At 57.1% G+C, this 12,451-nt stretch carries 10 protein-coding genes; 3 read left to right on the forward strand and 7 right to left on the reverse strand.

From position 1 onward, the window contains the following. Positions 1-962 precede the first annotated feature (962 nt). Positions 963-2,090 (forward strand): DNA-methyltransferase, encoded by a 1,128-nt coding sequence (locus tag BUB23_RS24255; RefSeq protein WP_084136234.1) that lies wholly within the window; start codon positions 963-965, stop codon positions 2,088-2,090. A 9-nt stretch (positions 2,091-2,099) separates the two neighbouring features. Here BUB23_RS24255 and BUB23_RS24260 read toward each other — a convergent pair whose 3' ends face one another. After that, a complete protein-coding gene (locus BUB23_RS24260) occupies positions 2,100-2,699 on the reverse strand; it encodes a hypothetical protein (protein WP_218599151.1) in 600 nt (199 codons plus the stop codon). Between the two features lie 912 nt (positions 2,700-3,611). Here BUB23_RS24260 and BUB23_RS24265 point away from each other — a divergent pair. Further along, on the forward strand, positions 3,612-5,009 hold the full coding sequence (locus tag BUB23_RS24265; RefSeq protein ID WP_073109367.1) for a 3-deoxy-D-arabino-heptulosonate 7-phosphate synthase: 1,398 nt from the start codon (positions 3,612-3,614) through the stop codon (positions 5,007-5,009). Here the strand turns inward: BUB23_RS24265 and BUB23_RS24270 are convergent. The 6 genes from BUB23_RS24270 to BUB23_RS24300 all read right to left on the reverse strand — a co-directional run bounded on the left by BUB23_RS24270 (position 5,006) and on the right by BUB23_RS24300 (position 11,378). Next, entirely contained in the window at positions 5,006-5,734 is a 729-nt protein-coding gene (locus tag BUB23_RS24270) for a transglycosylase SLT domain-containing protein (RefSeq protein WP_245801375.1), read from the reverse strand. The genes BUB23_RS24265 and BUB23_RS24270 overlap by 4 nt on opposite strands. Positions 5,735-6,471: 737 nt before the next feature. Further along, positions 6,472-7,527, reverse strand: coding sequence for a glycosyltransferase family 4 protein (locus BUB23_RS24280; protein WP_073109376.1), 1,056 nt, complete (start codon positions 7,525-7,527; stop codon positions 6,472-6,474). Beyond that, positions 7,524-8,429 carry a UDP-2,3-diacylglucosamine diphosphatase gene (locus BUB23_RS24285; RefSeq protein WP_084136235.1) on the reverse strand — a complete coding sequence of 302 codons (906 nt, stop codon included), beginning with the start codon at positions 8,427-8,429 and terminating at the stop codon, positions 7,524-7,526. The genes BUB23_RS24280 and BUB23_RS24285 overlap by 4 nt, the downstream gene beginning before the upstream one ends. 33 nt (positions 8,430-8,462) lie before the next feature. Continuing rightward, the gene (locus BUB23_RS24290; protein WP_245801376.1) at positions 8,463-9,197 is read right to left on the reverse strand and encodes a DJ-1/PfpI family protein; all 735 of its coding nucleotides are present in this window, start codon (positions 9,195-9,197) and stop codon (positions 8,463-8,465) included. A 68-nt stretch (positions 9,198-9,265) separates the two neighbouring features. Further along, complete coding sequence (locus BUB23_RS24295) at positions 9,266-10,327, reverse strand: carbon-nitrogen hydrolase family protein (RefSeq protein ID WP_073109378.1); 1,062 nt, start codon at positions 10,325-10,327, stop codon at positions 9,266-9,268. 160 nt (positions 10,328-10,487) lie between these two features. Next, positions 10,488-11,378: a LysR family transcriptional regulator gene (locus BUB23_RS24300; protein WP_073109381.1), complete on the reverse strand. Its 891-nt coding sequence runs from the start codon at positions 11,376-11,378 to the stop codon at positions 10,488-10,490. Between the two features lie 272 nt (positions 11,379-11,650). On the opposite strand from BUB23_RS24300, the gene BUB23_RS24305 reads away from it, so the two are divergent. Continuing rightward, positions 11,651-12,427, forward strand: coding sequence for a short-chain dehydrogenase/reductase (locus BUB23_RS24305; RefSeq protein WP_073109388.1), 777 nt, complete (start codon positions 11,651-11,653; stop codon positions 12,425-12,427). The last annotated feature ends 24 nt before the right edge of the window (positions 12,428-12,451 follow it).

A 12,451-nucleotide genomic window follows, 5' to 3' on the forward strand; every position in this document is an offset into this window, starting at 1 on the left:
TTTACTGGGGACATCGGCATTGCTTCCATTAAACGTGTTTCGTCGCAAAAACAAGTCTAATGAATGTCGGTGTCCCCCGTTAATGATGAAGAGCCAAATCTCATAAAGCCCTGAAAACTGCACGAATGCTAGGTTTCAGGTCTTTTTTATTTGTTGGCTGATTGCTCTCGTGTTCTTATTGCCCCGCAAAGGTATTGGTATATGCGTTGGTACCGATACGGGAGGCGATTGTTCAGCGACAATTGACTTGGCCGGCCAAAGTAGTTGACGCGCGACAAGGCGATGATGTACCGGCAACGGTTCACAGATGCCCCTTGTGTGCGGCACCAAGGCGGAGCACTAACATATCAAGTTGTCCTACGGTGATGACTTGCGTCTAATGCTGGGGTCTGGTGCAGTAAGTACTGGCGCCACGCCTGTCGCTTCGAGGGCAAGCAAGACTCTGGTGCTTGATACCTTCCCTGTATCAGGTTGCGCAGGCTCGGGAAGAACATCTGGAAATCCGGTGCATCTGGCCGATGGCGTCGATTCTGGAGCACAGGAACAAAGTCAAAGGCGCAGCTTCGAGTCGGTGGCCCATCGTGGCATGGTCCTTGGCCCATGAATGGGACTGAGCGGCATGCGACTATGTGCTCAATCGTTTGGAGGCCGATATATTCCTACGAATTTAATGTCTGTCTATCGGCGAGCTGATGCTCGCCACATTTCGAGACGTTATCCAAAAAATTGAAGCCCATGGGGCATGGATGGTGCTAGACGTAACGTGGCGACATGTGGCCAGATTACGCACTACACTGTTAGTAATGATTGCCTGAACCATAATCCGGAGGCGGGAATTCGCCCTTGGGTGCGGACAAACGGCAGGTGAGCAATATAAAATAAACTACTGTAATTAAATACAGTAGTTTATTGACGTCTGGACGTCAATATGCTAAACTCCACCAACTTTCTTGGAGTTTCGTATGTCTTTTCCACCTGGTGCTATTCGCGACGCAATTATTGAGTATTTGACTGTAGTCGCGTCTGGAGCAACCACAGAGGAAATCATGGGAGCTGTTCGGGTGCGACTTGGTGAAGTACCTTCTTCTTCTATACGTTCTTATTTAAATCTTAATACACCCACTCGATTTGAACGCTTATGTAGAGGCCGTTATTGTTTAAGAGAGCATGTAGGTGAGTACAAAGGTGAGTTCGTCGATCGCCCTATTTTTCCTTCCGAAACTTTAGGTGGCGCACGGGCTTTTAATGCTGATTGTTTTGAATGGCTGGCAGTCCAGGCTGAGAGATCTATACATGCAATAGTGACAGATCCCCCTTATGGCTTAGTTGAGTATACGGAAAAAGAAACAATTAAACTTCGAAACGGTAAGGGAGGTATATGGCGTATTCCTCCTGCTTTCGATGGTCATCAAAGGGCACCCTTGCCCCGTTTTACTGTGTTAGACGAAGCCGACAAGGTTAGGCTTTACAAGTTTTTCATGAAATTTGGTGTACTGGCAAAAAGAATACTCGTGCCTGGAGGGAATGTGGTTATAGCGTCAAACCCTTTGCTTTCGCATATCGTGAGTTCTGCCATGGTGGAAGCAGGTTTCGAACTGAGGGGCTACTTGGCTCGGCAGGTAATGACAATGCGTGGGGGTGACAGACCAAAGAATGCTCATGAAGAATTTTCTGATGTATCTGTAATGCCACGCTCTCAATGGGAACCATGGGTGGTATTGAGAGCGCCTCTAGAGGGTCGCGTTCAAGACAACTTAAGGAAATGGCGTACTGGCGGATTTCGGCGAATCTCAGCAGATAGACCTTTCGGGGACTTGATTCGATCTCACCCGACTCCGTCGTCTGAGAAGAAAATTGCGCCTCATCCCTCATTAAAGCCACAATCTTTTATGAGGCATTTGGTGCGTGCAGTGCTACCTCTGGGTGATGGCATAATCGTCGATCCCTTTATGGGGGCGGGATCAACATTGGCTGCTGCAAATGCAGTCGGTTATAGAAGCATTGGGGTGGAATTGGATGAGATCTTTTTTGATATGGCAAAATCGGCCATACCATTGTTGGCAAATCTCAAAGTGCGGAACGATGATTAATCGAGAGACTTACGCTTTGTATATCCAATTCTCTCGGAGCTTTTTAATACCCTCTCGGTGCAATGTTGCTGTACGGGTACCTAGCTCGGACCTCTGATTTTTGCGGAAATCTGATTCAGTCACGTATGCTAAGTACACTTCGGAAAATTGCATCGGAGCCCGTTTGGAGGCAGGTTCGCTTTGATTGTCGACGGTATAAACGAATACGCACATCCATTGTTCTCTTGCGCCGTGTGTGTCTACTGCGCCGCCCGCTTTTCTTGTGCTTTTGATTTCTATGCCATGTTCCCCCGAGGCAACTGAATCATTTGCATATTGGCCACGTTTTATAAGATCTGGGTGGCCGTTGAAGTGTTTGTTTTCTACGAGGGCTCGAGAGAATTTTGCTAACGAGGCCGTGATCATGTCGGATATGGTACCTGACATAGCTGCCGGTCTCATCATATCGTCAAGGCGCTGTAAACCCCGCTCCGAGAGTAGCTTATTCACGTCATGGAAAAAATCATAGACGTCTTCCATTGCTGCTTTAAAGTCGCTAATTCTCAAGTCGTACGGCAGCTCTATATTTTGGTTAAAGGCTGCCGCGTTAATCATGGCTTTAACCGTCACGTTTGGGCACTCGAGGTTTAAGGGTAAAAGGAAGTTGTAACCGCATTTAAGGATTGTACTACGCTGTTATCTCCTGCAGAGTGGTTCGGGTTCCGGAAGAGGATCATGCCGTGGATTGGGCAAAAATAATCGATCGCTGTATGTAATTCCTAGATAGTTCGCTCAATGGCACCAGAAGGCGAAATGCATCAGTTGCCACGCGGTAGGTCAATGCTCTGCACTTTGAGCGGATCAAGCAGTCTGAGACGCGCACATGGTCTATGTCTGCATCAATTCCCCAAACGGGCTGTATTGCAGTTGCATGAGTACTGGGGCCTGGCAACCGGAGCCCCACCAATATGCTTTGCCCACATCCTCATTACAGTTGTCGAGAGAGCAGGACAGTTAGGTTCCTATGCAAAAGGCAGGATCGCCGGGCTAACGTATGACCGGATTTGCGATGGGGTTGAGGTGCTGCCAGTGAGTGCGCAATAACGAGACGATTAGGCGGCGGTGTATTGCTGCACTTCGTGCTGCGGATCTTGATTAGAGACAATTCGCGGCGCTTCACGAGTGGATAAATGATCGAACGAGATACCTGGAGGCATGCCATAGTCTCATGTATGCGGTACATCTACCTTTCAGGTTTCGTTGTTTCTCGCCTTCACGCAAAGTCTAATGGGCGTGTAGCCGCCTCATAGATCAAAGGTGGGCCCTGATTGGAGCCGCTTTGGCCCGGTGCTCAATCCAAAGAATCAAACGATTCTGCCATAATTTGCCCGGGAACCTGTATGAAATAAGGCATTATCGGGGGTTCGAATCCCCCTCTGTCCGCCAAGAACAGCCAGCGGTAATCGGCAAGACCCGCGCACAACCCGCCCGAAATCATGTAAAAACATGGCTTTGGCTGGTTTTTTTGCATCAGCTATCGTTATGTCCATGCCGCTATCCCCTTCTTTGCTCGACGAGACGCTGCGCGTCGTCGCTCGCCGTTACCGCTTGCCGGCGATGGCCGCCATATCCGCCCAGATGCGAGAAGCCAGTCCGGCGGCGGCGCTCGCCATCGTGATCGAGCAGGCGCGCGGGGCGGTCGCCCGCGGTGAAGCGCCGGACGCGGCGCTGAAGCGCCTTTTCATCGACGCGCTCGCGCGCATGATTCATGACGCGATGCGCGCGGAGTCCGGAGATCACGCCTTTCAGGCCATGGTGCTTCGGCACCGGGCAGTGCAGGTGCGCGAATACGCGTCGCTGTCCGCGCACGCCGATCAGGATCGCCGCCTGATTCTTGCGGGCGTCAATGCGATGGCCCACCCGGCCAAACGGCAGCGCATCCTGCCAGGCCGGCAGCGCGAGGCCTTGGCCCGATTGCACGCGTGCGCGTCCTCCGCATCCTGGTCGGAACTCTCCGATACCGCGCGCCGCCTCCTCCTTACGCCGGAGTTCGCGAACGGATCGCCATTCGAGCGCGGCTTGACGCGGCTAGTGGATAGTCCCGCCCTGGAGCGCCTGCGGCGCCTCGAAGCCCTGACGCCGGATGAACTCGTGCGCCAGTATCAATCGCTGTGGGACAGGCATGGTCCGCGCTCGGGAAGCCCTGTGGCCCTTGCGCAAGGCTCCGCCTCGCAGCGGCGCGGCGCCGCCGTCGAAGCATCGGCCGCGCAGGCGCTCGAGGCGCTGGCTCGGCGACTCGATGAGGCGGAAGGGGCCGGGGCGTCATACCGCGTCGCGACCTCGATGCGTGTGCCGGCTTCGATACCCGCCAGCCCCCAGCGCGCCAAGAGCGAGTGGGACGCGGTCCTGCTAAGGCATGCAAAGACCGCAGATGCGGCGCCAGTCTGGGACGTTTGCCTGCTTGTGGAAGCCAAGGCTTCCGTGGATGCCGCGGCAACCGACCTGCCGCGGCTGCTGCGCGGATTGCGCCTGCTCGCGCACGCCGAAGAAGACATTGTTTATCCGTTCAAGACCCAGCAGGGGATGGTGCGCCTGCGCGGTGCATCGCTAAGCGCGCTGACGACCGACGCGGCCGGCCTGAAAAGGGCGGTGCTCTATTGCTGCGATGCGCCTGCCGAAGCGGCTCCGCGCCTGCTCAGCGCAGCCAGCCGGATGCAGCTTTTGTCCGCGCAGGCCAGTGTGGAATTCGCCAGCATCCTGGCGGACAGGCAACATGCGGATGCTCAAGGCCTCGAGCCTGTCTGGCATCAGCTGCTGGAATCGCCCCGGTGGGATGCCGTGCTGAACCAATACCCGATGCTGCGCCAGGCGCGGGAATTGATGGTTCATACTGAAGACCTGTTGGCTGCGATCAACGGCGCGACAGGAGCGGGCCGCTAGCCTTTCGATGCCAGAACCTGGCGCGCGGCTTCGGCGGCGACCCGGGCGAGCTTGTACGATTCGTTCAACACCCTCGTGGCATAGCCTTGTGCGCTGCCCGAGTATTGTCCAAGCGCTTTGTCGAGGCTTCCGCCCGCCTTTTCCAGATACTCTTCCAGGACATCGGCCCCGACCCGGATGTTCACCTCGGGATCGAAGAGCGATTCGGAAGGATGCAGCTTGTCGGGATGCCATCGGCGAACGATCTGCATCAGACCTTGGGCGCCATAGCGGCTTTGCACTTTTGGACGCAGCGAGCTTTCTTTTTGCATCATGGCCAGGAGAATCTCTGGAGACATCCCGTTGCGCTTACTCGCCTCCTTCCAGGCCAGCTCCACATATTTGAGAATCGACGATTCACTTTGACCAAACTTCGCGGCCAGATACTGTGTTTGCGCTTGTATTTTCGCCTCTTGTTCGACTCTCAGCATGCGCCCCTGCTCCAGGGACTTGAACTGCGGAGGCGGCGTTGTATATTCTTCCGGCTCCAGCGGCGGTATTTGCAATGCGAGCTGCTGGGCCGAGGGCTGGCGCTCCTGCTCGTCAAGCTCGCCGGCCAAGAGGCCGGGCGGGACGAGAATGCCCGCCGCCAAGACGAGCATGGCGGCACGCTGACGGTTGCTTCGTGTAAAAGTGAAGGCTAGTGCTGCGGAAAGGATATTTTCAAGGTATTTAATGTAGGTCATCGGTCCTGAGCCGCCACAGTTGGCGCAGGGGCGCAGAATCGGCTCCGGGCTGTTCAAGCTTGCCGTTCTCGATGGGATCTGACGCTGGCGTGTATCGGTTCCTCGTGGAATCAGGAGTCCGATCAATCGCTGTGTGGCGGTCTGTTTTGTTGATATGCCGCGCCGAATGACGCATTTTCTGCTGAAAAGCATAGCATTGACCCTCCCATGTCAGGCCTACCAAATGTAAAAACAGTACAAAATGGCAACAGGAGCGTCCTTCCCCCCTGGGAACCGTGCGATCGCCGGCTCCTCGACCTGATATGCTGGATTGCAGCATTGCGCAGCGATGGAATGGGAGCTTCGGGCTGTGTGTACGGTAGGATAGTTTTACCTTTTAGCGCCATGGGCCAGGAGATCTACTTTTTATGGCCCTCATCTGATTGGCTCCTGTGATGGGGGATGGCGTCATTGCCCCCATTGCCATTCGCCGGGCTATCCTGATCGACTTAAACCCGCTGTCGCCAAAACTGCCCGCGCCCGGCGAGGCGGTAATGATCCGCGTTTTTCTCAGGGGAGCGGGGGGCGGCAATCCCGTCCCGCTGCTTGTTCATGCTGACGGCATGTCGCCGGCCCAGCACGATAGTGCAAGGCGAAGCGATGGGCTGTCCTTCCGCGATTGGGCGGCAGCATTCCACTCACCGCAGAGCTTGCGGCAATGACTGATTGCGACTGGCGGATCAAGGCGCTCTGTAGGCCTACCAAGCGCGTGGAATATCCGGCCCGGCGGTTCCGGACGGTTCGGGCGCTGCGGGAATGGGTTTCAAGTGCGACAGAAAGGTTTGGGTCGACGCGCGCCAGGAGAATTTTTCAGCGTGAGCGCGGGCCCGTTCGCGCGGAATGTTCAGTGCGCTCAGGCAGGCCTGGCGCAGGTTTTCGTCCATGACGCCGGCGTCGGAGCCGCCCAGCACGTCGATGGGGCCAGTCACCGGGTAGGCGGCTACGGGGCAGCCACAGGCCATCGCTTCCAGCAAGACCAAGCCGAAGGTGTCGGTCCGGCTGGGAAAGACGAAGACATCGGCGGCGTTATACAGGCTGGCCAGAGTCGGCTGATCGAGTACGCCGGTAAACCGCGCCGCGGGATAGCGCTTTTTCAGGTCGTCCAATAGGGGACCGGTGCCCGCGACCCATTTGGTGCCGGGCAAATCCAGCTTCAGGAACGCTTCGACATTCTTCTCGATGGAAACCCGGCCAACGCATAAGAAAACTGGCGGTTTTTCCTCGTGGGGCAAAAGGGGCCCGGGCTTGAACAAATCCAGATCCACGCCGCGCGACCAAAGCACCACCTGGGCGGCAGGAAATCCGAACGCTTCCAGGTCTTGCTTGACGAGCCGGGTCGGCACCATGACGGCGACCGCCGGCCCATGAAACCAGCGCAGGAAACGATAGGTCCACGACAGCGGTAAACCGATGCGCGCCCGTATGTATTCGGGGAAACGGGTGTGATAGGCCGTGGTGAAAGGCAAGCCGTGCCGCAGCGCATACGCGCGCGCCGCCATGCCAAGCGGGCCTTCCGTCGCGATGTGCAAGGCATCGGGGGCGACCGATTCGATTCTGGCCGCTACCCCGCGTTTGGGGAACAGGGAAAGGCGGATTTCGGGGTAGGTCGGGCATGGAATCGTACGAAACTCCAGCGGAGTCAGCAGATGCACTTGATGTCCCATGCGGCTCAGTTCTAGGCGTGTTTGCGTCAGGGTTCGCACCACGCCGTTCACCTGCGGTTCCCAGGCATCGGTCACGATCATGATTTTCAATTGTGCGGAACTCCTTCGGTTTGGCTGGTGACGGGATCGGTGCCGGGTGTCGCCGCGGCTTGGGATTTTTTTATCTTTGCTTTGGCCTTGACGGGCAGGGGCGGGGCCCACATTATGATTTCCAGGCGGCCATCCCAGTGTTCGACCAGGGCGCTGCGGCTTTCCACCCAATCGCCGTCGTTGCAGTACAGAATGCCGTCGATATCCCGGATTTCCGCTTTATGGATATGCCCGCAAACCACCCCGTCGAAATTCCGTTGGCGTGCTTCGTGCACCAGCGCTTCTTCGAACGCGGTAATGAAGCTCACGGCATTTTTGACTTTATGCTTCAAATACTGGGACAGGGACCAGTACCCCAGCCCCATGCGGGCCCGGACCCGGTTGCACCAGCGGTTGAACTTTAGCGCCAGGGTGTACAAGTGGTCACCCACATACGCCAGCCACGGCGCATATTGGATGACGCCGTCAAACAAGTCGCCGTGCGTAATCCATAGCCGCTTGCCTGTCAGCGTTATGTGTTCGGCTTCGTGCAGGACTTCAATGCCGCCGAAATTCAGGCTGACATAGTCCCGCGCAAACGAGTCGTGGTTGCCGGGAATGTAGACCACGCGTGTCCCCTTGCGGGCCTTGCGCAGAATCTTTTGCATGACATCGTTGTGTGATTGGGGCCAGAACCAGCGGCCCTTCAATTGCCAGCCATCGACAATGTCGCCAACCAGGTACAGCGTGTCGGACTCATGATGCTTCAGAAAGTCCAGCAACGGTTCGGCCTGGCACCCGGCGGTCCCCAGGTGCAGGTCCGAAATCCATATGGCACGAAAGTGCGAGGTTTTTTCCAGGGCTTCAATCAAGTCGAATTTCGCCGGCAAATGAATGATGTGTGCATTACACCCGCGGCGCATGACGCTAGAGTGACAAAAACACGTAATAGAACCTCATGTGGCGTGTTTGTCACACAGGGAGGGGGCTGTCTTCCCGTCTAGCAGCGACTCACATGCTTTTTCCACTGCCGTCTCTCTTGATTGACGCCGTGCGCGATGCATGGAAAGCAGACTGTCCACGATATGCGCCGGCGCTTCGTACGGCGTGCCGGCGGCAAATAGAGGCTCTGGAGCATATTCGATCTGCAGTTGCACGCGCATGGCGGCATCCTCGCCTTCTATTTCCGCAATGACGCGAAGCGCCATATCTATACCCGCCGTGACACCGCCGGCGGTGAAATACTTTCCGTCTATGGTCGTCCTTTCATTTGACACGTCCACGCCGAAGCGGGCCAGAAGATCGCGCGCCTGCCAGTGGCCTCCCGCCCTTCGGCCAATAAGCAGCCCCGCGGCGGCCAGCAACAATGACCCCGTGCATATCCCCAATACATACCGGGCTTCCTCGGCCTTTTCACGAACGAATTTCACCGTGGCCTGGTCGAGCATGGCCTCGTCGACCCCGGGTCCGCCTGGAACGACCAGGATATCCAGGCTTTCAGTAAGCAGAAAATCATGGGTGGGAGTCAGGATCAAGCCGCGGTCGCTCACCGGCGACCGGTCTTTGCCAATCAATAACGGGCGCGCATTTTGCATGCGGCTCAGCACTTCGAAGGGACCCGTCATGTCGAGTTGTGTGATGCCTGGAAAAATCAGAAAGCCCACAGTGATGTTCGAGCGTGGAATGGACATATGTTCTCCTGGATTGAGTCGCCGGTATTCAATGCGGGCTCATGGACGCTGTCCATGATGCCCATCGGTCATTCGTGATGGCGGCTTTGCTCCTCGATACCATCGTCCGGGCGCTGTTCCTCGCACGAGCTTCTCGGCATCGCCGATTCGCGGGCATCGACCCATGAAATGGGAGAGTTCTTGGCCGTGTTGACGCGCAGATCAAAAATATCGAAACGATTGTAGTAGCCCACCACGTCATGAATGCGTTTTACCGGCAGCGCCTTGCTCAAATCTATCTCGCCGATGCAGAGTCCTTCATCCTTCTCGAAAATTTCCGAGACGGGTTTTCCGGTGGGATCGATGATCATGGAGACCGTAGGAGAGCCATTGTCGAGCAGCGCAAGCTTGTCGTCGCCCAGGAACTCGAGGAACTTGCGCGCGGTGGCATCAAATGGCGCGGACGCCACAATGTTGAACACCTTAGCCTCGAACGAGTGAGATGCCGCGCGAATGCGTATGCCGTCCTGGATGTCATAACCGCCGGAACCGTCAATGTTCCTGGCGGGCGCAACCGATGGATAGCTCGAAATATGGACCTGCTCTCCTTGAGCCATCAAGGTGTACCTGGCCAGCGGGTTGGCGTTTTCGCCGCAAATCAGCATGCCGATGCGGCCAAGAGCCGTCTCGCTGACCTTCAGCCCCGACCCGTCGCCGTTGGCCCAGAAAAGCTTCTCCACATAGGTCGGGACGAGTTTGCGATGATGATTCAAAAGGGCCCCATCGCTGCCAATCAGCACGTTGGCGTTCCACAGACACCCGACACTGGCGTTCGTGCCTTCGTTGAATCCTATCGATACGACGACCTCGTGCATCTTCGCGGCGGACCGTATGCGGGCTATTTCGGGCCCGTCTATCCGCAATCCGCGCGCGCACATTTCTCCGAACAGGGCATCGGTCTCTATCGGCGCGACAATCCGGCCCCAATGCGGATACCCGGGAATGAAACTCTCGGGAAAAGCCAGGAGCTGAACACCCTGGCGAGCCGCTTCGGCGATCAGGTCGCAGGCTTTGTCCACAGTCTTGTCAATATCAAAATAGACAGGCGACACATGCGCGGCTGCCGCCTTGTACTTTGGGTATGTAATCACGTTTTCGCTCCTTTACGACGTGGCACGGCACCAGGAAGCCGCGTGGATCGCAGGCCTCAGGGCCTTGGAACCAACGATTATCCGCCCCTGAAAATTCGTGGGTAGCGAAAACGGAGACCGTCACCCTTTCCAAAAAATCGCGGCCGCGAGCGCATCCGTCCTATTCCAGGTTTTGCTCGTGCCGGGAGGCCAGCCAGGCGATCAACTGCTGCTTGGGCGCATCAGAGTGGATCGACGGATCATGGCACACGACGACTTCAAACCTCGCCGGCTGTAGATCGAGCCGCACAATGGCCAGACCTGTCGGCAGCGTCCCCGGGACCGCGACGTAAGGAATGACAGCAATACCGGCGCCCTCCTTCACGGAGCGGAGCACCACATCGAAAGATCTCACCGCAAGCTCGACATCTCCGCGCAAGCTCGAGGCGCCCGATGCGCCGTCCACAATGTCGATCGGCGGCGTCCAGACGATAGGATAGCCGGCAAGATCGCCGCTTGTGAGAACCAGCCGTGAAGCCAGGGGATGCGCCAGTGGAACGACCACGGCCAGATCGGTTTGGCGGTACGGGTGGGACAACAAGCCGCTCATCCGATTGGTCTTGACGCAGACGCCAATATCGGCCGTATTCTGCTTCACGGCCTCAGCCACCTCGATGCTTCCGCCCTCCAGCACCATGACGCGGATGCCGGGATGAGCGACCCGAAAGCGTGTGATGTCTTCGAGCAAACCCAACAGGATGGCGGTCGTGTTGGACATGATTCTTATCTCGCCGCGCTGCTGGGAAAGCAGCTCCGCGACTTCGCGGGACATCTCGGCAACCCTTCCCATGAGGTCGTCGGTATATTTGACGACGATCTCGCCCGCGGGAGTCAGGCGCACGCCTGTGCTATGCCTGCTCAGGAGGGGCGTGCCGAACCTCGCTTCCAGTTCCGCTATGCGTTTGCTGATCGCCGACGGTGTCATGTGCAGGTCGGTGGCCGCGCGCGCCAAGCTCGTTGCCGATGATACTGCCGACAGAATTTGCATGCTGTGCAGATTGATTCTTGCCATGGGATCCTTTCCAGTTGACGTGCGGCGGTGGCGGCCACAGCACCCCCGGATGTGCATGGGTGCTGCGCAAGTGTCGCACACAGCCAGTTCAAACGTCTATCAATGCAGACCCTGTCCGGCCTTGGGTGGAACACACCCGATCCCGCCTGTATCGAAGCTGCGATCGTCCGGATCGGAGCCGCGACATTTTGGAAATCCGTCCTTTCCACTTTATCGCTTGTCCCCTTCGCGGGATGAAAGCTTAATAGCACTTTTGGAAATTTGGAGTTCTCATGGATCTCGGTCTTCGCGGCAGCACGGCGCTCGTCACAGGCGCGTCACGGGGCATCGGCTTTGCCATTGCGGAGGCGCTGGCGCAAGAAGGCTGCAATCTCGTCATGGCGGCACGCCATGACGTATCCGCCCGGGAGGCGGCCGAGGACATCGCGGAAAGGTTCCATGTCGATGCACGCTCCATTGGCGCGGATCTGAGCAATAAGGCTGGAATTGAGCGCTTGCTGGAGAACGCTGGCGGCATCGACATCCTGGTCAACAATGCGGGAGCAATCCCTGTGGGCGCGCTTGGGGAAATTCCCACAGCTCTTGCGAGGGAGGCGCTGGAACTGAAGCTATTTGCATACATGCAATTGGCGCAACTCATCTTTTCCGGCATGCGTTCGCGGGGACGAGGCGTCATCCTCAACGTGATCGGGACTGCCGGGGAACGGCCCCGAGCTGGCTACGCGGTCGGCAGCATGGCAAACGCGGCGTTGATTGCGATGACCCGCGCGCTTGGCCTCCAGGGTTCGGCTTGCGGAGTACGCGTAATCGGCTTGCATCCGGGCGCAACCCGCAGCGAGAGAAAGCTGGCGCAACTGGAACAGCGGGCATTGGTCCAGTTTGGCGACAAGTCGCAGTGGCCGAGCCTGGCAAAGGCATACCCCTACGGGCGCCTGGCCGAGCCGGCGGAAATTGGCGCGTGCGCGGCCTTTCTGTGCTCCGGTATGGCTTCCTATATCAATGCCACCTGTCTCACAGTGGATGGGGGCGCCACCGATTCAATGGTTTGAATGTTGTTCTAAAAAGAGGGGAAA

The organism is Pollutimonas bauzanensis, assembly GCF_900129885.1.
Taxonomy (GTDB): Bacteria; Pseudomonadota; Gammaproteobacteria; order Burkholderiales; family Burkholderiaceae_B; genus Pollutimonas; species Pollutimonas bauzanensis.